The following is a 21,247-nucleotide window of genomic DNA, read 5'->3' as shown; positions in this document are numbered from 1 at the left end:
TCCTCTACCCAAAATTCACGATCCTGATCTATCATAAAACCCACAAATTTCATTTTACTACAAAATCCACGCTGCGTGAGGGAAAGATTCAACAAAAAAAGCCGCGAATTTCGCGACTTCATTTGCTTGCAAACACTTGATTGCACATACTTGTTCACAGTGGCGGGTGTTCCACTCCCATTTGTATCCACCCTTCCTTTGAAGGACCATATACCGCCGGAATATTCAATCCCGCTTGTCGCATCAGAACGGTAACCTGTCCCCGATGGTGGACAATATGCTTGATCAATCCCATGAAGATGGTAGCATTGGATTCCTGACGACCGAAAGCATTCTGAACCTGCGTTAACGTCTCATCCGTCCATTGTTCTTCAACTGCTTTTTCTGCGTCAGAACTTAGAAGCTTAAACGTCTCCGCGATTTGCTTCGCCGCGGGTACTTCTGCTGAATTTGGTACCTGCTCGATGACAAGGCCAAATTCAGACAAATATTCAGGAATATTCGTTACGAAGTGCCATGCAATCCTTCCGAGCGTCCTCCCTTCAGGATATACTTGCTGCTGTAAGGATTCATCCGTCAAACTGTCTAAAATCCTTTGCGTTAGAGCGGCTTCGTTCTTCCATTCCGTGATGAAATCGGCAACGGTTCTATACATGATAACCCCATCCCTCCTTGAGAAACTCGTTCTCTGATTGGTAAAATCGGCTACACGTTCCCTTCCCCCCGAGAGAGGAAGCCGGATGACGTGCTCAATCCAATCATAATCGCTAATAGTGACAAGTATTGTCATCAATACAAGATTTTATTTGCGATCTTTGGAAGCGGGGCATTGGCTTCGACGACCACTTTCCAATTGTGATTGCATGAAGCCGTTATGAACCCACGTCCTGATATATACTCCTCCACTAACTCTGCGGTATCGATGAGAATCTCGCGAATCACTCTCTTGCCCCAGAACATGATGTAGTCTCCTCCTCCGCTAGCCCGGTAGCTGTTCATGACCACATCCAGCTCCTTCTCGTCCGGGAGGTCCACTCCGTTGTATTTCAGCTTGATCACCCTGGATCCCGGGGGCTCTGCAATGTTTAGCGTATATTCAATGCCTTCCCACATGTCATAGTTATAATGCTGGGGTTTCGGCTCCAAATATGCCGGATTTACGGCAGGGCTCCCGTTCGGGCCGACCACGAAATAGCAGGCCGTCTGCTCCAGCGCGGCCCGGATGTCTTTACCGGTCAGGCGCAGCACGACCAAGGTATTCGGAAACATGAAGTTCGTAAGGATATCCCGCCTCGTAATGATCTCTCCGAAGCCCTTGGAAGATTCGCTTAGTAAAGCCGCGCAGGAAACGTTAACCCCCGCGAATTCAAGCTGCACGCGATGAATGAACTCGATAAAAGGATGCTCCGCAAGCCGGCAGGCTGCCGGATCGCTCAGGCTCATATTGCCGTGAACGCGTCCAATCGATTCGTTGAGCCATGCCTGAGTCCGGTCTTCGAGGTCCCCGCTGGAAGAAAGCACGTTCTTATCGGCCGCCGTCCCGTGCTCCGGTCGCAGCAGCTCGGCTCGTTTCTCCACGATGACCCAGCGTTCTTGTTCCCGAACGAGATCAACGCTGATCTTCCCGATAGCCTGGCCGTTGCAGCCGGGCTGAACGACCGCCACCCCATGCAAAAACGTATCCAGCAGGCGATGCTGGTGCCCGGTGATCAGCACATCGATGCCCTCTACCTCAGCACACATCGCATAGGCCTGATTTTCTCCCGTCAGATTTTCCGTCGGCTCCCCCGTCACCATATCACGCTCGAATCCGCCGTGGTATGCCACAACCATCACATCGGGCCGCTCTTCCCTTCGGATGCGCGGCACCCATTCCTTGACGGTTTCCAACGCATCATGGAATTCAAGACCATGAATATGAAACGGGTTCTCCCATTTCGGAATATAGTGCGTCGTCACGCCTAGAACCGCAACCTTGATGCCGTTCAGATCCTTGATCAGGTAAGGCTGTCCGAAAGCCGGCTTCTTGCTGCCCTGCAGCCGGATGCCTGCTGACAGCCAAGGGAACACGGAACTTTGCACGACGTTGTCCACGGTCCCCATACCATAATTGAATTCGTGGTTTCCCAGCACCGCCGCATCATAACCCAGTCCATTCATAGCCGCAATCATGGGGTGTATTTCGGCATTGTTTTTTAATGCATAGGCAGCCAGCGGGGATCCCTGAATCACATCTCCGTTATCAATCAGCAGCAAGTCCGGATGTCTGCGCCGTTCATCACGAATCAGGGACGCCAGCTTGCCGAGTCCGATATCCCGTTCGTCCCGGGTTCGGTAATCGGTTGGATACAGATGCCCATGCAGGTCGCTAGTAGCCAGCACGGCGATCGTTCTTGTGATCGTCGATTTCATGCCATCCCTCCTGTTCTTACCTTCTCCTTGCTATTCTATCAACCGAGATGCAGCTTTATATTAAAATTCCAAAACTTTACAAAGAGTTATCAAATTATTGACAGACCATTAACACTCCGTCCTTATAGTGAAGCAGGTAAGACAAAATACGTTATCTAAAAAACGGAGGTCATTGCTTTGAAAAAATGGATGAAATTCACGATGCCCCTGCTCTTATCCGTCGCTGTCCTCAGCGGATGCGGAGGGAATGCCGACACTGGCGGCAAAGCCGCTGCCAACGCGAGCCAGGAGAAATCGCAAGGCACGAATGCGGACAGCAGCCCAGCGACGGAACCGACCAGATACGTCCCGGAAAAACTGACGGTGCAATTCGTCCCTTCCCAGAATGCGGACACGCTTGAGGCCAAAGCTAAACCGCTAGAGAAGCTGTTGTCCGATAAAGTCGGCATCCCGGTAGATGTCAGCGTATCGACCGACTATAACACCATCGTAGAAGCAATGGCATCCAAGAAAGTGGACGTCGGCTTCCTGCCGCCCACCGCCTATGTATTAGCCAAGGAGAAAGGCGCTTCCGAAGTCATTCTTCAGGCCCAGCGTTTCGGCGTCAAGGATGAAACCGGCGAACCGACGGAAGAGCTTGTTGATTTTTATAAGGCGATGCTGATCGTGAAAAAAGACGCTGCCATCCAATCCGTGGCTGATTTGAAGGGAAAGAAAATCGCCTACCAGAACGTCTCTTCTTCTGCCGGCTATGTATGGCCGGCTGCGGTCTTGATGGATAACGGAATAGATCCGCTGAAGGATGTCCAGCCGGTTACGGTCAAAGGTCATGACCAGGCAGTCCTTGCCGTGCTGAACGGCGATGTCGATGCGGCAGCCATCTTCCAGGATGCCCGCAATGTCGTCAAGGGGGATTACCCGACCGTGTTTGAAGATACGCGCGTTCTGACCTATACCGAGAAGATTCCGAACGATACGATCAGCGTGCGTTCCGATATGAACCCGGAATGGGTGGAGAAGCTGCAAAACGCGTTTATCGAGATCGGCCAAGACGAGGAAGGCCACAAAATCATTTCCGAAATTTATACGCATGAAGGTTATATCAAATCGGACGACACTCAATTTGAGATTGTCCGGGAATATGGCGAAAAGGTAAAGACCGAGTAAAAGATAAGGGACTGAAGGCCATGATTGAAATTCGCAATGTTTCAAAAACATACGCTAATGGAACCAAGGGATTACATCATATAAATCTGACGATCGGCCGCGGCGAGTTCGTGGCGATCGTCGGGTTGTCCGGTGCCGGTAAGTCGACCCTGCTGCGGTCGATGAATCGGCTTCATGACATTACAGAGGGAGAAATCGTGATCGGCGGCCAATCGATTACATCGGCCAGGGGCAAAGAACTGCGCCGCATCCGCCGGGATATCGGGATGATCTTTCAGAGCTTCAACCTGGTGAAGCGCTCTTCCGTGCTTCGCAATGTGCTGGCCGGACGCGTCGGCTACCATTCCACCCTGCGCACCCTATTGGGCCGTTTTCCCAAGCCCGATATGGACTTGGCCTTTCAAGCGCTGGATCGGGTAGGCATTGTCCAAAAGGCGTATGCCCGCGCGGACGAGCTGTCCGGCGGACAGCAGCAGCGGGTCGCAATCGCCCGCGTGCTGGCGCAAGAGGCCAAGATCATTCTGGCGGACGAGCCGGTGGCTTCCCTGGATCCTTTGACCACAAAGCAGGTCATGGATGATCTGAAACGGATTAACGCGGAATCCGATATTACGACCATCGTGAATCTTCATTCGATCGATTTGGCCAGGCAGTACGCTACGAGGATTATCGGAATGCGCGCCGGAGAGATTGTTTTTGACGGACCCGTGTCGGACGCGACGGACGAGCGATTTACGGAAATATACGGACGGCCATTCGGCAAGGATGGAATATGGGAGGAAACGGCGGTATGAAGATGGAACTCGACACGGCCCCATTCGAGCAACCGGGGCAGTCTCCCCTGCTCCGCCCGAAACCGCCGGGCAAACTAAAGCATTACTTAACGGCGGCTTTCCTGCTGATTCTGGTATGGAGCAGTTCGCTTCAGACGGATGCTACCTTCAAGGAGCTTGTGGAAGGTCTGCCGAACATGCTCGACCTGCTGCGGGAAATGTTCCCGCCGAGATGGAGCTATCTCGACAACATCTGGCAGGCGATGCTGGAGACGATACGCATGGCGCTGATCGGGACCACGCTTGGCGCCTTTTTGGCGGTTCCAGTGGCGCTCCTATGTGCAGGCAATCTGATCAAGAGCCGCTGGATCACTTATCCGGTCCGCTTTTTGCTGAACTTGGTCCGTACGATTCCGGACCTGCTGCTCGCCGCTTTTTTTGTCGCGATACTGGGACTCGGTCCACTGCCGGGGATCTTTGCCCTATCCGTCTTTTCGCTGGGTTTGATCGCGAAGCTCACCTATGAAGCGCTGGAAGCGATAGATCCCGGTCCTCTGGAGGCCATGACTGCAGTCGGTGCAAATCTGGCACAGTTGATCGTGTATGGCGTCGTCCCGCAAATTCGGGCGCATTTCGCTTCCTTCACCTTGTACACGTTCGAAATCAACGTTCGGGCCGCTGCCGTACTCGGTTTGGTGGGGGCCGGCGGCATCGGTCATTATTATGAAGTGACGCTCGGCTTCTTCGAATATGACAAAACATGCATGATCATCATCTTCACCCTGATCGTGGTCCTGATGATCGATTACCTTAGTACGAAATTGCGGGAGAAATGGATATGAGCAAATCATGGAACGACGTCGTTCCCCAACCGAAAAAAAGCCGCCTTCGCTGGCTGATCTACGCCCTGCTTGCCGTTGTTTATATCTGGGCCTTCGCGGGCATTCCGTTCTCCGGAGTCAAGGAGACCGCCGGGCAGGTGACGAAGGCCATATTCTCCGGTTTGTTTTCGCCGGATTGGGATTTTGTCTACCTGCCAGGCGGAGAAGATCTGCTTCGGGGCTTGCTCGATACGCTGGCCATTTCCATATTGGGGACGGTCATCTCGGCTTTTATCTGCATCCCGTTCGCTTTCTGGGCCGCAGCTAACATGAGCCGGACGGTATTCGCTTCCGGCTCCGGCAAAACGCTGCTCAGCTTAATCCGCGTTTTTCCCGAAATCGTGATGGCGCTGCTGTTTATCAAGGCGGTCGGGCCCGGATCTTTTGCCGGCGTACTCGCATTAGGCCTGCATTCCGTCGGCATGCTAGGCAAGCTGTTCTCCGAAGAGGTGGAGCAGATTGATACGGGTCCGACCGAGGCACTGATCGCCGCGGGGGCGACGCGGCTCCAAATGGTGCGATTCGCCGTACTGCCGCAGGTGCTTCCGGGTTTTCTCTCGTATATCCTTTACCGTTTCGAGATTAACCTTCGCTCCGCCACCATCCTCGGGGTCATCGGTGCAGGCGGCATCGGCACACCGCTCATTTTTGCGCTGAGCTCACGGAACTGGGACCGCGTCGGCATCATTTTGCTCGGCATCATCGTGATGATCACCGTGGTCGATTTCATTTCGGGATCGCTCCGGAAAAAGCTGGTATAACCAAACCGTGAATAACTTTGGAAGCATCCTCCATACTAGGGAAGAACAACATATTTGAACCTAGGAGGAACCCTAATGCTCGACAACTTGGAAAGCGACTACGACTGCTCCAAAGCCGGCGACGATCTCCATCAACTTAAGCAAGAGCTTGCTGCGTTGCGAGGACAAGGCACTGGAGACTCGGAAACGCAGGAACGATTGAACCGATTGGAGAATCAAATCTCCTTCATCATGAACAAGTGCGACATTCACCATTAACGTGCAACCTCCCTCTTATATTCGAGAACTGTTATGATCTTGCCAATAACAATGTCACACCATTGATTTTGATTGGCATGGATCTTCATATCCCCTCCATGATTAAAAAACCTCGTATCCGTGAAGGATACGAGGTTTTTAAGTTATTCCTTGTTGACCCACAAATCGAGTACCGTCTACTTTTCCACGTATTCCATAGTAAATTCATATCCAGCGCTTCTATAATAGAGACTGCCGAGTCATCATTTTATCAACCAATGTTAATTCCTCCACCTTACATCGCCTTTGAAACTCAAAGTAACGTAGCGTACGTTTAAGAAAAAATAATCAAGAACCCGAACCTTTTTTCGATAGAGAGACAATATAGGGTGTAAGCTGCATACCCAGGAGGGCCCTCTGAATGCAAAGTGAATATATGTTCCAATTACTCAAACAAATGAAAGACGGTGATCAACAGGCATTTCATGCGATGTATGATGCCACCTATCAGGATGTCTACCGGACCGTTTCCTTTCTGGTGGATCATGCGCAGGACCGGGAAGATGTCATGAATGAGATTTATATGCAAATGTGGACGTCGCTGGCCAATTACGATACGAACCGACCTTTCCATTTCTGGCTGCATGGCCTCGTCATCCGTCAAGTGCAAAGATTTCGAGTCAAGCGCTGGCGGAGATTCCGAATTTTCGAGCGCATTCGTGACTTCGCCCGGGAAGAGTCGCATTGGGATCAACCTTCGGTGTTAATGGACGGGACGAACCAAATGATATCGCAGGCCATCCACAAACTGACGGATAAACAGCGAACGGTCATTATCCTCCGCTTTTTTCACGACTATACGCTGGAGGAGATTGCGACCCTACTCGATATTCCGCTGGGTACCGTCAAGTCCAGATATCATGCGGGCATCCAGGCGCTTCGAAAAAACATATGGAATCTCCCCCCGGAAAGGATGGAAAAGATCAATGACTATTGAACGCAAAATCCGAGAGCATCTGCGCAAAGAAGCAGAAACGATGGATTGCCCTCAAGCCATTAGCAACCGAATCGAGCAATCCTATACACAATATTTGCAAAGACAAAGGAGCGGAAAAACCATGAAAAAACGTTTTATAGCTGGAATAATAGCAACGGCGATTTTGATTCCAACCGCAGCATTTGCTGCACCTACCCTGATTGATATGCTGACCAGAACGCCGATGACGGCTGAACAAGTCAAGACGGATGAGATTGGCAAAGCTACCCTTGAGAAGCTGTACCGCGCATTTCCCGAAACCAAAAAGTTTGAGATCATCGATGCAAGCACCGTTCAAGGTGTCCAAACCAGCATCATCCTTCAGGAAAAAGGAGGAACCGGCAAAAAGATTACCCTTCATACCAACAGTATGACGGGTGAGATCGAACACGTGATTCAAGAGAATTGGGAGCCTAAGGAGAAGCCGCTGACGGCTTTAACCGAACAGGAAATCAAGTCGAAGGTCGATCATCTGATCATTGCATTATACGGCAGCATCGAAGCGTACGAGTTTGCTATGGAGCCAATGGAGAACCCGGATCAGAAAACGTTGATGCTGAATTACATCCAAAAGGGATCAACAGCCCCCTTCTACCAGGTACTGGTTCAGGACCATTCCATCAGTCTTTCGCTGATTGGAGGTGAAACGTCGTCCTCAGACAATAAAGTACAAGGTTTCTTCACTACGAATGGCAAGCCTGATTATTTTGCAGATGCCTTTTTGAATGACGACAAACTTTTTTCCTTACTAAACATGAGCCCGATTGAACTAAAGCAAGAATTAGCTAAAGGTAAATCCGTAGTGGAGATTGCAGCATCCAAAAATGTCTCGAAGCAGCAGGTTGTGGATGTCATTGCACAATCACAGGTTGACTTGCAAATCCAAAGTGAAGCGAATGGCGAACTTCCTGCCAACAACCTTTCAAATGATCAAATGTTAAAAGCTATTGAACCGAAAGTATTGCAAGTTATCGAATACAAAACGGTAACGCCTTCAAAGAAATAACTTATTGATCCAACAAAAAGCCGGATTCCTTCATGAAGGAAAACCCGGCTTTTTCATTTGAATACATTCTATACATACATTTTCGTTAAAGGGTGGGCCCCCCCTTTACTTCTTCGATAAATTCGCTAAAGGTTTCTGCAATGTCTTTGTACTTGGTATGATGCAAATAATGCTCTCCTTCAAGGGGTATTACTTTTCCGTAGTCAGAATCCTTTACCTGCTCTTCATGCAATGGAATCCAGGTTGGAAAGTCTGGATTATCCGCTTGTACAAAGAGAAGAAGCGGAAGATCTTTAGGGAAGGTTAAATCCTGAGCCCCTTTAAAATTAGAAGGAATATGCTCCATTTCGTTAAAAATCGTGGCAGTTAACGAGTTTTTATTCGTAATCAATCTCATTTGTTCTTTGGTATGTTCATCAAATGCTAGAGCAGCATAGGGATCGGAACCGAGCTTCATCATCAATCGCATAAGACCTGATTTTTTAAGAAAGGTAAACTTTTTTATTGGGAATTTAACGTCCATGCCTGGTTGTGTCGGAACACTGCTATCGATGCCGACAAATGCGGTCACCTCGTTTGGATATTTGCTCACATAATCAATTCCGTAAATACCTGCAATGGAATGGCCCATGAGCGTATAACGGGTAATATTAAGCTGCTGCAGCGCTTCATGGACTTCACTTACGATGTTCTCCGTGGTTCGTTCTTTATCGGTTCCATCACTTAAGCCATAACCAAAAGGCTCAACGGCAACAACTCTATAAAATGGAGATAATTCATCGATCAGCAGCTTAAAATCAAGAGCGGGTGCTGCTGTTCCGGCACCTGGAAGGAGTACAATCGTTTCTTCGCCTTCTCCTTGAATATATACATTCATATTTTTGCCATCGACAGATACCTGTTGGCCGTAGGGCTCTATTCGCTTCGCTTCGGAATGGCTGCTGATCACATTGCTGATATAAACAATGCCCAGAAAAAGAATGATGGCAATAACGATTGCTCCAATGAATTTAAGCAATATACTTCGTGCTTTCTTTGATTTCGTCCCGTTCCTCGTATTCATTTTCTCAGTTTGTGTCACGCTCATCTTCTCCTGTCCTGATCGGTTGGTTAGGCTTCCTCCATGTGCCGCTAATGAAATCTTAACCAATGAAGATGTACTCCCCGTAACGACAATATGAACGGAGTATGAACTGGCAAAAAAACTACGGTCTCACATGCAAGGAAGTTTGCGCATGAGCCGTAGCTATAAGAATAATGGAGTTTTAGGTTATCAATCTAATGAGTCAGCCAGCATTATATTGGCATGGATGACGGCGAATAAATAATCTGCTATGGATTACGGAGCGTTGCTGCATCACGTATCAAATATTCCGCTGTCTCGGTGGAGATAAACTTCCCTTTTTGTGCATGGACTTCTGAAATGAAACTGCTCAGGTTTTGTTTTTGCAATTTTTTCAGCAGACTGTTAGCAATCCCTTTGTTGTTGATTGTTCCCTCGTCTGCGAAACGTTGAACCAGTTCCTCAAGAGAGGCATAACTTGTTTTCACTTGAAAGTCTACGGATTGTGTAGATGTATTCCCTGCTAAGTCCACAGCCTTTATCGTAAATGTATGTGTACCCAGCTCAAATTTGTATAAAGGAATATCCATTAGATCCGTTATGACCTTCCCATCCAACATGACTTCGGTTTTTGCTTGGTCGATACCTGACAGCGTGTCTGCCATTTCAAATTCGGGTTGAAACACACCCGTGTTGAATTCGGAGGATGCGACTTGGTTTATCGTAATCTCCGGAGCCGTCCAATCCACCGTAATATGGCTGGAGGCTTGAAAATCACCGTCGTCCGTCGTGGCCGTGATGACAGCCCTTCCTTCCCCTTCTGCAGTCACGATGCCATGATCGTCTACCGTTGCCACCTGGTCTTGATTCGTGCTCCATGTCACATTCTTATTGGTTGCATGATCCGGCAAAACCGTTGCTTGGAGTCCTACGCTCCGGCCGGAAGAGGAATTAAACACGAGCTCCGGTTTGTCCAACGTAATTCCGGTAACGGGGACGATATTAGAGGTATGCTCAACAATGAGTTCATTTAATGCAATGTTTCCCCATATCCGATTCCCGTCATTCACCTTTAATCGAAGTTTATTGGCGTTTACCGTTGGAAAAGAAACGCTCTGGCGCTCTTTGGTGCTGTCATTAAACTCCCATTCGATCGATGCGTCAGATAAAGCCGTTATCCATCGGCTACCGTCGAAATACTCCACGTCAAAATTAGTGATGCCTTGGCCGATTCCAAAAAACGTAACTAACGTAACCTTGTTGACCGGTACGCTATGATTGCCGTAGTCAAGGGTAATATAACCTGGGAAGGTAATATCACCGGTACTTCCCCATGCAGAGTTCAAATTGTTGTCGATGATGCTGTTAATGGTGCCTGCCCCCGTAGCAAAGGTTGTGGTGACCATATCTTTGGACAGTTCGGGATTGTTATACAATTCAAGCTCGTTCAGTGCGATTCGCCCCGGTTGGTTAGCACCGTCATGGACCTTCAATCTGATTTTAGAGAATCGAGTAAGTGGAAATTCCACGGATTTGATCTCGTTTGCCCCCGTGTTCAGATCCCAAGTCAGATTAATATTTGTGCGCAGGGGAATCCATCCGGAACCATTGCTGTATTCAAGATCAAAGTTCGTGATTCCCCATTCTTGCCCGTATCTAGTATTTAACTTCAATTGGTTGGCGATCAGCCTTTGCTCGCCGAAATCGAGCGTGATATCGTTCGGAAATGAAGGCGTAATGCCGGTTTCCCATGCCGTGTCGTATTCATTATCGATGATATGTTCGATCGGACCTGAAGAGGACGATTCAAATGTCGTACTAGCAGCTGCCTGCGTAGCCAGATTGTCAACAGGTGTGCTGGCTGGCCGTTTCGGAACGATGACGATCGGATCAGGCATGTTCTCGGCTGGTGGCACACTGCCCTCGTATTCGTGGGCACCGATATCGGGAGCGCCATGATATATCGGGTTACCGAAATAATCCCGCCCTCCGTTATCGCTTACACGAATGCCTGCTCCAATGAGTGGCGAATTCGCTTGCAATTGGTACCCATGTACTGTATCCATGCCATTCCCGCCGCTACCGGGATCAACGAATCTTGGATCGTCCGTTATCTTATGGGCATCGGCCTGCACCAGTGTGTTTCCTCCGTAATATGCGTTGTAGTCAAACGTCTGGCCCGTCAAGTCCCATCCCTTATCGCCGACGCTGTAGTACACATTATTATAGTTATAAATGTTGCGCGGAGCACCCGAAGCCTTGGTGAAGTAATCGCTCATGACCGGGTTGCCGGATGATTTTCCTACGTATATCGTATTATTGTAGTTATAGACGTTATCAATGGAACCGCTGTATCGGAATATGCTTTTTCTGTCGTTTTGGCTAATGTTGTATCTAACGATGGTATTGATGGTGTAGTACGTGTCGTTTACGAACAGCATAAAGCCGCCAGCGTTATCATGACTGTAATTGTACTGAACCAACGAATTGATGTTTCCTGCATCCACGTCGAAGCCATGCCCGTCTTCCGCGCCGTTCACACTGGCAAACGATTCGTTGAATTGAACGAGATTATTGTCCGCATACGCCCACCAAATGGAAGCGTTGGTTGCCAAATACGTAGCTTGTTGGACGGTGTTGCGCTCGACTACCGCTCCATCGGTGACATTCCACGCGATGCCGCCTGTTGCTGCTCTGATGACCGTATTATTGGATATTTTCACTTGGGTGGACGGCGTCCATGGCCCGTATGGTTTAGGTACCCATGGCCATAAATCGCCCATACCGTAGCGCAAGATACAATTGGAGCCAACGTAGATACCATAGGCATCTACGTCCGTCAGTATATTACCGTCAATGAGAATATCGTTAAATGCGCTGGGCGTAGTCGACCCAACCGAATCGAAAATAATCCCCCCGGAGCGCGTGGTATACGATCCATCGACATCATGGATGTTCATGTTTTGGATATAGATGTGATTTAATATACCAGCTTCCTCATTCAAGATATAAACACCACGCCTTTGACCCCGCGGATTCTCCCAATCTCGATCAAAAGGCAGCGGCGAGCTGTTTGTTACCTCCAGGTTGTTGATTTCCCAGTACTCCTGGTTTTTCAAAAATACGGCTTCCAGTTCGGACGTAATTCCTGCGATTAATGGTTTGCTTCCGGAACCGTACATATCGATAATGATCGGATTTCCGCTTGAACCTGAACCTTTAGGCCACAGTCTGCCGTTCCAACTCTCCCCGGCTTTGAACAAGATTTTGTCGCCTGGGGCAAAGGTAGTCGCGTTCACTTTATCCAACGATCTCCATGCAGAGTCTTGACTTGTGCCGTTATTCCCATCATCTCCCCCTGTGCTGTCCACATAATAAGTGGTTCCCGCAGCTAAAGCGGTCGACGGTGAAACGGTAATCCAATTGCAAACGAAAGAAAAAATCGAAACCATACAGATAAGCTTTTTGAAAAACGATTGGCTCAATCCTCTTCATTCCTTTCATTGTTATATATGTAATGCCAAATCGGCGATTACATCAGGAAATTTCTGTACAACTCCTCATTCAATACAACCTTCGCATCGGTTAACCGTTCACGTACGTACTGCTCATATTGGTTATCGATATAGTCCTTTAACACTTGTTCTCTTATACCGTCAAATGCCAGATACTTGGAACCTAACTGATCTTTCTCCATGCACTGCATGAGATAGAAGCGACCGTTCTCTTCAATAATTTCGCTTACCTCCCCTGGAAGAAGGTCAGCCGAAGCTTGGGCTACCGGACTTCTGACATTGTGCCTGTAACTATCCAAGTTATAGACCTCCTCCGTAACCCGGTCATCTTGTTTAATGTCCTTTACGGCTTGCTCAAAAGAAATACCGGATGAGATTTTCTCCCTAGCCTTCTCAATCTTCCGTTTCACCTGCGTTTTGAGAAGTGTATCGACATTCCGATTGGCATCCAGAAAAGATAACGATAATTGGCGTACCTTCACCGTTGCGGGTGCATGGTACAACCTTCTCTTATTCGCCTCGTAAAACGTGATCAGCTGTTGTTCACTCGGCTTCCAGTCATGTTCCATCAGATGGTTCTTGACCGATAAGGCCGTATTCGCCATCATGTATTCATAATAGGCTTCCTCCGTATATTGAGCAGGACCGAAAATTACCTGATGATTCTTGATGGCTTGTTGCCTTCTCTGGTTTTCAAGGTTGAAATTTTGAATAAAACCGGCGTAACTGATATCGGGGAGCACTTCCTGCTCTTTGGCAAGGATCTGTCGAATTTTCTGATTGATGCTATCTTCGAGCGCCTTCTTTTTGATCAACTCAAGCGGAATCTCGTTACCTCCGTATGGCGTAGTCCAAAATGCGGCCGACGGTGCAGCATCATATTTTTCATGGAAATACTTGATGATACCGGCTCGATTGGCATCGATGGCTCTTTGAAATTCGCTTACATGAATCTCTACTCCGTCAACTGTCGCGATATAAGCGTCTTCATGATGTGTTTGTGTAAATGCAGGCTTTGCGATTAAAAGGATCGTCAGCACGATCAAGATGAAGAATCCGGCTATGAACAGCCATTTCAGACTGCAAAATTTATGTACCATCAAACCCATCAGCACCCCCTCGTCATTAGATTTTTAATGAAGACGATTCTACCAAGGCATCTCCAAATTATGTATAATTCATTATAATTTCCATAAGTAAGCGCTATCAATTTCTCCTTTTTTACATTCCTTTCACTTTCTTTACTTGTTCCCGCGCATAAAAAAGCGGCAGAGGATTCTTTCCTCTGCCGCCTTCTCTTTCTTCATTCGGTTTTCTTGTTTGCAGCCATGCGGCTCGCAACCGGATCATGACACCATGTCCGGCTTGTTCTTGTTCAATTGCCGTGAAGTTGAAGCCCGTCATCCTTCAGTTATCCGACTCTGCTCTCTTTTTTGAATTTCATGATGGACCAGACAACCAATAGCAGCAGAACGGCCAGACATACGCTGATGCTGACCCGGTTCTGACCGTCAATAAGAAACAGGACCGCAATCACTGACAAGCAGAGGGCAGTTACCCCGGTTATGTAGGGGAACCCCCATACCTTAAAGCTGGGCTGCTTCGGATAAGCTTTGTGCAGTTTCAGCTGCGAGAAACAAATGCAGATCCATACCAGCACAACGACAAAGCCAGGTACCGCCATCAAAACCCGAAACAGCTGGTCTTGCGCGATCAGTCCAAGCAACGAACCCGCTAATAGTATGATCGCACAGAGTTTCAACGTATTAAGCGGTATGCCTTTGTTCGTGGTTTTGGCCAGGCTCTGTGGCGCCTCTCCGGCGGCTGCCATGGAATAAATCATGCGCGTCGCGCCATAGATGCCGGAATTGGCTGCCGACAGCACGGCCGTCACGAGAATAAAATTCATGATGTGGGCCGTTCCCTGAAGCCCGGTAGCCGACAGCACTTGAACAAATGGACTCGCCTCTCCGCCGAGTTGGTTCCACGGAATCAATCCGCATATAATCAGAATCGGCAGCGTGAAGAACAAAATCACCCGTAAAATAAAATTGCGCACGACTTTCGGCAGGATTTTGTCCGCATCCTCGGTTTCTGTCAATGTGAGACCGATCAGCTCAGAGCCGCCGTACGAAAAGGTAACGACCAGTAAGGCAGAAAAGATGGCAAACCATCCGTTTGGCAGGAACCCGCCGTGTGCTGTGAAATTGTGAAGGAACGGGGCATCAGAGCTCGGAATCACTCCAAACATCAGTAAGCTCCCGAGTACGATAAAAATAATGATCATGGCGATTTTGATGCCCGCAAGCCAGAATTCCACTTCGCCAAAGCTCCCCACGCTCATCATATTGATGAGAATAATGAGCGCTGCGCTTGCCAGGCTCAGCATCCACAGCGGTACGTCGGGAAACCAGTACTGCAGAAAGCTGCCTGCCGCAATCACTTCGATCACGCAAACCGACAGCCACATAAAACAATACATCCAGCCCATGACAAAGGATACCCGCTCTCCGAACGCTTGCCGAACAAAGTCCTTCATGTTTCGCCCCGGATATACCGTAGCCATCTCCGTCATGGCACCCATGACGACCAACAGCAGCAGTCCTGCAAAGATATAAGAGAAAATCACGCCAGGCCCGGCGAGACCGATTGTCTCGGCGCTTCCCTTAAATATGCCGGTGCCGATGACGCCGCCCATAGCCATAAAGCTGATATGCCTTGGCCTCAATTTCTTCTGTAGTGAATCTCCATCTTGTATTGCCATATGCATATCCTCCTGATGACGATCGTATAAACCCAATGATTAGTATAACCTTTTCGGTAAAGGAAGCAAAAAGAAAATATTAGTTTACATAATATTTATTACGGTAACTAATCATTCTCTGAATCCAATTCATGGATTTTGGAGACCAGGTCTTCCGAATTGGTACGGAACGTTTGGTTCGAATCGGTCCAGGCCGATTTCAGAAAGTAGGACGCATGAAACCGCCATCCTTGATGATCCGGATTAAAATCCAATTGCATCTCACGCCCCGGCCTTCCCCGATACACGCTCGAACCGGGTTTGCGCCAGCTGCCGATTTGGGTGATCCTGTCCGGATTCTGGCCCGTGATATATGTAAACCGATTATTGTAGGGGATGTCCTTCAAATAGAACTTGGGACACCCCACGGCAAACACCTGAACTTCCTGCAATCCAAGCTTCTCTTTCATATATAATCCTGTCCGGTAGGCAACTACACCTCCAGCACTGTGCCCGATCAGGATCAGGCGGTCGCAGCCTGCGGCATGGTCGCGGAGGATCTCCGCAGCGTTGATTACTCGAAGGGAGCGCTCACGCGCCAGATCATAGCCGACTTGAGTAAGCTGCCGGGCCAGCAGACGGAATAAAGCGGCCCCCTCCCTGCCGTTGGCCATCCCGTAAGGAAAGATCATCACGATTTTGGCATTTGGGTATCTTCGGGCTATCTCGCTGGCTGCGTCTTCAAAGTTATTTCGATAGGTCAGAACACCGGCAAAAAAACAAACGACCGTACTGCAATCCAGGGAACAGGTACTATGGGGGGATACAAATGCTTCTGTCATGTTTCTAAGCCCCTCCTAGATCGTTTCAAAATTCCTTGTACAAATATAATAAACCCTCATGATTACCATGCATCCGTATCTGCATTGTATCATGAGGGTCCTGCTTTCTTTCAATCGGTTCGTCTTATTTTTTGGCAGCCAACCATTGGGACAGTACATTAATTTCGTCTTCCGTCAGCTTGCCTTGGAACGCCGGCATTCCATTGCGCCCATTCGTGATTATGCCCGCAATTTGGCTGGCATCGTATTTGGATCCTACGTTTTGCAGGCTGGGAAAGCTTCCGCCTCCGCCTAAGTCGGTAGCATGGCAAGCCATGCAGTTGGCATTGTACAGCGTCATAGCTTCATCGTTGGTTGCATTCCCGCCGGTTGCTCCTTCCGGAGCTTGTCCGCCGTTTTCTGCAGGAGCTGGAGCAGGCTCGGATGTATTATTGCCGCCGCATGCTACCGCTGCAAAAGCAAAAGTTGTCAATAGCAGTACAAACAGTAACCCTTTTTTGAACATTTCTGAAACTGCCTCCTTTTGTATAATGCAAGCTATACTAACAGCCCGCCTTTTTTGCTGTATTCCAGAATTCCCTCCGCTGTGCGATAAGCAAGAGCCCCGACCGTCCCGGTTGGATTATAGCCGCTATTATGCGGGAAAGCGGATGCGCCTACCACAAACAAATTTTCCATATCCCACATTTGCATGTAGTTGTTGACGGCCGAATTGCCAGGGTTCTCTCCCATAATCACCCCGCCGGTGTTATGAGTCGATTGGTATGTCGTAATTTCGTAAGGTCCCAGTTCCTTCAATTTCATAATGTTCTGGCCTCCCATCTCCTGCACGATCTCCGCGCAGCGATCGGAAAGATACCTGGCCAACTGGCGGTCCTGCTCTTCGAAATCAAACGTGATTCGAATCAACGGGTCTCCGAATGCGTCCTTATAGGTTGGATCCAAATCCAAATAGTGATGACGGAAAGGCATTGATGAGCCCTGAGAGCCTACGGACAGCACGCTGTTTGCATACTTCAAGGAATTCGCCTTAAACTCTTTTCCCCAACGCGGTGATTCCTCCGGAACCGGATTGTTTTGAATGGGTCTTTGTCCGGTTATGGTGTGGGCAATATTCCCCCCATGAATGAACTTCAAGTCCGAGTGATCAAAATTGTCGCCGTTAAAATCGTCCAGACCCATACCTAGGCTTCCCGCACCGGCAAACAAATTGAATTTATCCTCAAAAAATCCGGCGGCATTCCCCTTGATCACCTGATAGGCATAGTTTTTGCCGATCACGCCCGACCCGCTGGACGAGTCGTATGGTTTGCCGATTTTAGAGAGGAGCATCAAACGGGTATTGTTAAATACATATCCCGTGGATACTACGATATCCGCTGGTTGTTCGATTTCCTCTCCGGTCGTGAGGTCCGTGTACATGACGCCCGTTGCCTTACCGCCCGTATGCAGAATTCTTCGAACATAAGAATGGGTTCGGATTTCGAACTTTCCGGTTTTTTTCGCAACAGGAATCACGGTAACGACAGGATCCGCTTTCGCTCCGTATTCGCAGCCAAACCGCTCGCAGTATCCGCAATACTGGCATGCGGCTCGTGATATGCCATCCGGATTCGTGTAGCTTTCCGACAGATTGGCAGAAGGAACCGTATACGGATTGAGTTTCAGGTTTTTCGCAGCATCCGCAAACATCTTCATGGATGGCGTGTGGAGCATGGGCGGTGTAGGGTACGGATTCGAACGTTTCCCTGCCAAGGGGTTTTCCTCGCCGGAGATGCCGGTGGTCTTCTCGAACTTATCAAAATACGGCTCGAGCTGATCGTAGGTGATGCCCCAGTCCTGGATCGTCATTTCCGGCGGTATTTTATCTTTCCCATAACGTTCTTCCGTCATGCTCCGGATTTTAAAATCGTAGGGCAGGAAACGGAACGTTTGCCCGTTCCAGTGCACGCCGGCTCCTCCCAGTCCCTCCCCTAACAGAAACGATCCGTACTGCCTCATCGGAAGTGCACGTATTTTTTCGGTGCTGCGAAATGTAATCGTTTCTTTGGAAAGGTCCTGCATTAAATCGTACCGAAGCGCGTAACGGAGCTCATCGTGAGCCATGTAGTAGTCTTCCGTTACCCTTTCTTTACCTCTTTCCAAACCGACGACGGATAAACCCTTCTTGGTCAATTCCGAGGCGATAATCCCGCCAGCCCAGCCGACGCCGATAATGACAACATCCGTTTTCGGTAATTTTTTGGCCATTTGTGTACTCCTTTCGCTATGGATGAGCTGTTATAGGTGGTCCTTTAAACTCTTCGGCGGGATGACGGTGAAATTCTTCTCAATAATATTCGTGTAAGCCATTTGGTTACCCGGATATTGGCGCATCGTCCAGCCCTGCATATTTTTATTGCCGCCGTATAGGGGATCGCTGTAAACCCCTTCCAATGTGCTGCTGCGAAGCAGGTTGAAGAACCCGCTGGCCGAGATCGTTGTCAATTTGACCTCGTCGTTCTGAAAGGCAGTTAACACGGCATCCTGTTCCTCCGGCGCCAGGCTCGGGAAGTCTTTTTGATACTTTTTCTGACTGTAGTTCTGAATCTCGCGGAGACCGATATAGAATATCTCTCGCCGTCTTAATCGGCCTTGATAGCCTTGCGTTTTCTCTCCAACATAGAAAGGGGGCTGCATATAATCTCTTGCATTGAAGCCCCAATCACCGGCCAGCTGGTGGTCGATGAAAAATGCAGCGCCCAGCTCTTTGGCTCCAGGACCATTGTCATCCGCAGGAAAGATGCGCTCTACGGCTGCCTCCGTGATCCTGTATTGTTCCTGGTTAAAGAACATTAACGCTTGGTTGTAGTTGTTTTCATTCTGCGCAGGCGCCGGTGCTGCAGGCGGAGTTTTCTGCTTCGGCAGAAGATATCCGAGTACACCGCCCAGCACGACACCTCCCACGGCATAACCGGAGTTTCTCAGGAACTTCCGCCGTGACATCGTCTGCGAGCCGTCAGGCTTCGCTGGTTTGGTTTGTTGTTGGTCTTGTTCGCTCAAACTTTCAGCACCCCTACTCTTCATCATTTTGAATAATGGGTATTGTCCCCATCAAAATTTCATTCATACATTATTCTCCATCCGGGCATGATAAAATTACTACCGATATGGAGGCGAATGCTCATGAAACCATTTTGGAGCAGGTGGAAAGGTCCCCTCTTGGGATCCGTACTGCTTCTTTCATTAACAGCCTGCTTGAATCAAACAGACAATCAACAAAACGCGCAGTCCACCCAGCCAGGTAATGCCGACACCGTTCACCTGCACAGTGCCGATGTGATTCCGAGCTATCATGGGCCGAAAACCGAAACAACCAACGTCCAAGGCAAAACCACAAGCGGTATGGGCATGTCCGTGTACAGCATGATCGGTTCATCCAGCCTGCATGAAGGCGGCGTCTCTTCCCATGTACAGTCAAGACTCGCAGGTCAAGGCATTGACGGAGTGAAGGCTTTTGTCCTGAATGACACGATTGTCCTGGCACGCGCAGAATCACAGGTTTCTTCCAACCACTATGACAGCATGCAGAAGAAGGTGTTAAGTCAGACGGAAGGAATGTCGGGCAAAGGTGAGCCGAACGAAGGTGTAATGGGAGTCAAGGCCGCGGGCAACGATAATATGTCGCAAGCCAAAGAGCAAGTGAAGAAGATGTTTAATGAAGAAGTGCAAATTCTAACGGTGACCAATCCGCAAGCCCCTGCGCTGATAGACCGCATTGCCACGAAGCTGCATGATTCACCGCGCGACGAGTCGATAGCCAGGGATATTTCGGAGCTGCTTCGGATGGCTTCGGATAAAAAATAGCTAAAGGAGTTGATCATATGCCACTAGGAAACATCGGCGTGACAGGATTGATTCTCATCTTGTTGATCGCCTTGATTATTTTCGGCCCTTCGAAGCTGCCTGAACTAGGACGGGCCTTCGGCCGAACGCTCAGCGAATTCAAGAACTCCACACGGGAGCTGGTTTCAGCGGAAGATATCCAAGACGGGGATAAATTGAAATGACCGAGCAGGGACAGGAGCAGGAGCTGCATCTATTAGAGCACTTAACGGAGCTCCGCAAGCGGATCCTCATCACATTGGGCACCTTCTTGGTGGCCCTTTGTGCCGCTTTTCTATATGTGGAACCGCTGTACGAAATGCTGACTCGCGACGTTGAAGGGCAGCTCCAAGTGCTGGGACCGACGGATGTGATATGGGTATACTTCATGATTGCCGGCGTGATCGCCCTTGCGGTGACGATTCCGGTAGCCGGTTTTCAAGTATGGCGATTTGTCGTCCCCGGTCTGAGCACCGTGGAACGCCGGGCTTCCTTGGCGTATATCCCCGCAATCGGGGGGCTCTTCCTCGCAGGTCTGGCCTTTGGCTACTTTATCGTATACCCTATGGTCCTGTCCTTCCTGGATTCGCTCTCGAATCATTTCATTACGGCCTATACCGCCGAAAAATACTTCCGCTTCATGATCAATATGACCGTACCGTTCGGCGTTCTGTTCGAAATGCCGGTTGTCATCATGTTCTTAACGTCGATCGGCATTCTGAATCCGCTGCGCTTATCGAAAATGCGGAAAATTGCCTATTTGCTGCTGACGATTGCAGCCGTCACCATAACGCCGCCGGATTTTGTGTCGGATATTCTCGTCATCGTGCCGCTGTTCCTCTTATATGAGATCAGCATCGGACTGTCTCGCATGGTGTACCTCAAAAGGTTGAACAAGCTGGAGCTGATAAGCGAGTGAACACCCTTCATTACTGCAAAACAACAAA

The 21,247-nt window shown here is 49.1% G+C and carries 21 protein-coding genes; 10 read left to right on the top strand and 11 right to left on the bottom strand.

Annotation, left to right across the window (positions count from 1 at the left end; genetic code table 11):
* Positions 1-154: 154 nt before the first annotated feature.
* Positions 155-655: a DinB family protein gene (locus MHI43_RS14955; protein ID WP_036663110.1), complete on the bottom strand. Its 501-nt coding sequence runs from the start codon at positions 653-655 to the stop codon at positions 155-157.
* Between the two features lie 134 nt (positions 656-789).
* Complete coding sequence (locus MHI43_RS14950; protein WP_036663112.1) at positions 790-2,412, bottom strand: bifunctional metallophosphatase/5'-nucleotidase; 1,623 nt, start codon at positions 2,410-2,412, stop codon at positions 790-792.
* Between the two features lie 189 nt (positions 2,413-2,601).
* Here MHI43_RS14950 and MHI43_RS14945 point away from each other — a divergent pair, with 189 nt between their 5' ends.
* The 7 genes from MHI43_RS14945 (at position 2,602) to MHI43_RS14915 (ending at position 8,273) form a co-directional block, all read left to right on the top strand.
* Entirely contained in the window at positions 2,602-3,579 is a 978-nt protein-coding gene (locus MHI43_RS14945; protein WP_036663624.1) for a phosphate/phosphite/phosphonate ABC transporter substrate-binding protein, read from the top strand.
* A gap of 20 nt (positions 3,580-3,599) precedes the next feature.
* On the top strand, positions 3,600-4,373 hold the full coding sequence (gene phnC / locus MHI43_RS14940; protein WP_015735159.1) for a phosphonate ABC transporter ATP-binding protein: 774 nt from the start codon (positions 3,600-3,602) through the stop codon (positions 4,371-4,373).
* Complete coding sequence (phnE, locus tag MHI43_RS14935) at positions 4,370-5,194, top strand: phosphonate ABC transporter, permease protein PhnE (protein ID WP_015735158.1); 825 nt, start codon at positions 4,370-4,372, stop codon at positions 5,192-5,194. Before phnC ends, phnE (MHI43_RS14935) begins: the two co-directional genes overlap by 4 nt.
* Positions 5,191-5,994: a phosphonate ABC transporter, permease protein PhnE gene (gene phnE / locus MHI43_RS14930; protein WP_036663115.1), complete on the top strand. Its 804-nt coding sequence runs from the start codon at positions 5,191-5,193 to the stop codon at positions 5,992-5,994. Before phnE (MHI43_RS14935) ends, phnE (MHI43_RS14930) begins: the two co-directional genes overlap by 4 nt.
* A gap of 75 nt (positions 5,995-6,069) precedes the next feature.
* Positions 6,070-6,252, top strand: coding sequence for a hypothetical protein (locus MHI43_RS14925; protein ID WP_009590220.1), 183 nt, complete (start codon positions 6,070-6,072; stop codon positions 6,250-6,252).
* A 400-nt stretch (positions 6,253-6,652) separates the two neighbouring features.
* Positions 6,653-7,228 (top strand): sigma-70 family RNA polymerase sigma factor, encoded by a 576-nt coding sequence (locus MHI43_RS14920; RefSeq protein WP_015735155.1) that lies wholly within the window; start codon positions 6,653-6,655, stop codon positions 7,226-7,228.
* A complete protein-coding gene (locus MHI43_RS14915) occupies positions 7,218-8,273 on the top strand; it encodes a hypothetical protein (RefSeq protein WP_200868616.1) in 1,056 nt (351 codons plus the stop codon). Before MHI43_RS14920 ends, MHI43_RS14915 begins: the two co-directional genes overlap by 11 nt.
* An 85-nt stretch (positions 8,274-8,358) precedes the next feature.
* On the opposite strand, the gene MHI43_RS14910 is transcribed toward MHI43_RS14915, so the two are convergent.
* From MHI43_RS14910 to MHI43_RS14870, 9 genes are all read right to left on the bottom strand, one after another.
* Positions 8,359-9,354, bottom strand: a complete 996-nt coding sequence (locus MHI43_RS14910) for an alpha/beta hydrolase (RefSeq protein ID WP_036663118.1) — start codon at positions 9,352-9,354, stop codon at positions 8,359-8,361.
* A 251-nt stretch (positions 9,355-9,605) separates the two neighbouring features.
* Positions 9,606-12,635: a discoidin domain-containing protein gene (locus MHI43_RS14905; protein ID WP_235201797.1), complete on the bottom strand. Its 3,030-nt coding sequence runs from the start codon at positions 12,633-12,635 to the stop codon at positions 9,606-9,608.
* A gap of 233 nt (positions 12,636-12,868) precedes the next feature.
* On the bottom strand, positions 12,869-13,951 hold the full coding sequence (locus tag MHI43_RS14900; RefSeq protein ID WP_235201821.1) for a peptidylprolyl isomerase: 1,083 nt from the start codon (positions 13,949-13,951) through the stop codon (positions 12,869-12,871).
* Between the two features lie 121 nt (positions 13,952-14,072).
* Positions 14,073-14,255, bottom strand: a complete 183-nt coding sequence (locus tag MHI43_RS14895) for a hypothetical protein (protein WP_015735150.1) — start codon at positions 14,253-14,255, stop codon at positions 14,073-14,075.
* Positions 14,256-14,262: 7 nt separating this feature from the next.
* On the bottom strand, positions 14,263-15,615 hold the full coding sequence (locus MHI43_RS14890) for an amino acid permease (RefSeq protein ID WP_036663122.1): 1,353 nt from the start codon (positions 15,613-15,615) through the stop codon (positions 14,263-14,265).
* Positions 15,616-15,722: 107 nt separating this feature from the next.
* Positions 15,723-16,436 carry an alpha/beta hydrolase gene (locus MHI43_RS14885; protein WP_036663123.1) on the bottom strand — a complete coding sequence of 238 codons (714 nt, stop codon included), beginning with the start codon at positions 16,434-16,436 and terminating at the stop codon, positions 15,723-15,725.
* A gap of 124 nt (positions 16,437-16,560) precedes the next feature.
* Positions 16,561-16,941 (bottom strand): cytochrome c, encoded by a 381-nt coding sequence (locus MHI43_RS14880; RefSeq protein ID WP_015735147.1) that lies wholly within the window; start codon positions 16,939-16,941, stop codon positions 16,561-16,563.
* 32 nt (positions 16,942-16,973) lie between these two features.
* A complete protein-coding gene (locus MHI43_RS14875) occupies positions 16,974-18,686 on the bottom strand; it encodes a GMC family oxidoreductase (protein WP_015735146.1) in 1,713 nt (570 codons plus the stop codon).
* A 30-nt stretch (positions 18,687-18,716) separates the two neighbouring features.
* Positions 18,717-19,478 (bottom strand): gluconate 2-dehydrogenase subunit 3 family protein, encoded by a 762-nt coding sequence (locus tag MHI43_RS14870; RefSeq protein ID WP_009590268.1) that lies wholly within the window; start codon positions 19,476-19,478, stop codon positions 18,717-18,719.
* A gap of 123 nt (positions 19,479-19,601) precedes the next feature.
* Between MHI43_RS14870 and MHI43_RS14865 the strand changes: the two genes are divergently transcribed.
* From MHI43_RS14865 to tatC, 3 genes are read left to right on the top strand one after another with little or no spacing between them, the layout of a single operon-like run.
* Positions 19,602-20,282 (top strand): hypothetical protein, encoded by a 681-nt coding sequence (locus tag MHI43_RS14865; protein WP_015735145.1) that lies wholly within the window; start codon positions 19,602-19,604, stop codon positions 20,280-20,282.
* 17 nt (positions 20,283-20,299) lie between these two features.
* Positions 20,300-20,485, top strand: coding sequence for a twin-arginine translocase TatA/TatE family subunit (tatA, locus tag MHI43_RS14860; protein ID WP_015735144.1), 186 nt, complete (start codon positions 20,300-20,302; stop codon positions 20,483-20,485).
* Positions 20,482-21,219, top strand: a complete 738-nt coding sequence (tatC, locus tag MHI43_RS14855) for a twin-arginine translocase subunit TatC (RefSeq protein WP_036663125.1) — start codon at positions 20,482-20,484, stop codon at positions 21,217-21,219. The genes tatA and tatC overlap by 4 nt, the downstream gene beginning before the upstream one ends.
* Positions 21,220-21,247 lie beyond the last annotated feature (28 nt).

The organism is Paenibacillus sp. FSL H8-0457 (assembly GCF_038051935.1).
GTDB classification, from domain to species: domain Bacteria; phylum Bacillota; class Bacilli; order Paenibacillales; family Paenibacillaceae; genus Paenibacillus_AQ; species Paenibacillus_AQ lautus_A.
The sequence above is the reverse complement of the archived record's forward strand: the minus strand, read 5'-3'. Positions and strand labels throughout refer to the sequence as shown.

What these genes read in the sequence shown, in the direction of transcription:
- MHI43_RS14955 (WP_036663110.1), bottom strand. Translation starts at nt 655, where the DNA reads ATGTATAGAACCGTTGCCGATTTCATCACGGAATGGAAGAACGAAGCC.
- MHI43_RS14950 (WP_036663112.1), bottom strand. Translation starts at nt 2,412, where the DNA reads ATGAAATCGACGATCACAAGAACGATCGCCGTGCTGGCTACTAGCGAC.
- MHI43_RS14945 (WP_036663624.1), top strand. Translation starts at nt 2,602, where the DNA reads ATGAAATTCACGATGCCCCTGCTCTTATCCGTCGCTGTCCTCAGCGGA.
- phnC (WP_015735159.1), top strand. Translation starts at nt 3,600, where the DNA reads ATGATTGAAATTCGCAATGTTTCAAAAACATACGCTAATGGAACCAAG.
- phnE (WP_015735158.1), top strand. Translation starts at nt 4,370, where the DNA reads ATGAAGATGGAACTCGACACGGCCCCATTCGAGCAACCGGGGCAGTCT.
- phnE (WP_036663115.1), top strand. Translation starts at nt 5,191, where the DNA reads ATGAGCAAATCATGGAACGACGTCGTTCCCCAACCGAAAAAAAGCCGC.
- MHI43_RS14925 (WP_009590220.1), top strand. Translation starts at nt 6,070, where the DNA reads ATGCTCGACAACTTGGAAAGCGACTACGACTGCTCCAAAGCCGGCGAC.
- MHI43_RS14920 (WP_015735155.1), top strand. Translation starts at nt 6,653, where the DNA reads ATGCAAAGTGAATATATGTTCCAATTACTCAAACAAATGAAAGACGGT.
- MHI43_RS14915 (WP_200868616.1), top strand. Translation starts at nt 7,218, where the DNA reads ATGACTATTGAACGCAAAATCCGAGAGCATCTGCGCAAAGAAGCAGAA.
- MHI43_RS14900 (WP_235201821.1), bottom strand. Translation starts at nt 13,951, where the DNA reads ATGGTACATAAATTTTGCAGTCTGAAATGGCTGTTCATAGCCGGATTC.
- MHI43_RS14895 (WP_015735150.1), bottom strand. Translation starts at nt 14,255, where the DNA reads ATGACGGGCTTCAACTTCACGGCAATTGAACAAGAACAAGCCGGACAT.
- MHI43_RS14890 (WP_036663122.1), bottom strand. Translation starts at nt 15,615, where the DNA reads ATGGCAATACAAGATGGAGATTCACTACAGAAGAAATTGAGGCCAAGG.
- MHI43_RS14885 (WP_036663123.1), bottom strand. Translation starts at nt 16,436, where the DNA reads ATGACAGAAGCATTTGTATCCCCCCATAGTACCTGTTCCCTGGATTGC.
- MHI43_RS14880 (WP_015735147.1), bottom strand. Translation starts at nt 16,941, where the DNA reads ATGTTCAAAAAAGGGTTACTGTTTGTACTGCTATTGACAACTTTTGCT.
- MHI43_RS14875 (WP_015735146.1), bottom strand. Translation starts at nt 18,686, where the DNA reads ATGGCCAAAAAATTACCGAAAACGGATGTTGTCATTATCGGCGTCGGC.
- MHI43_RS14865 (WP_015735145.1), top strand. Translation starts at nt 19,602, where the DNA reads ATGAAACCATTTTGGAGCAGGTGGAAAGGTCCCCTCTTGGGATCCGTA.
- tatA (WP_015735144.1), top strand. Translation starts at nt 20,300, where the DNA reads ATGCCACTAGGAAACATCGGCGTGACAGGATTGATTCTCATCTTGTTG.
- tatC (WP_036663125.1), top strand. Translation starts at nt 20,482, where the DNA reads ATGACCGAGCAGGGACAGGAGCAGGAGCTGCATCTATTAGAGCACTTA.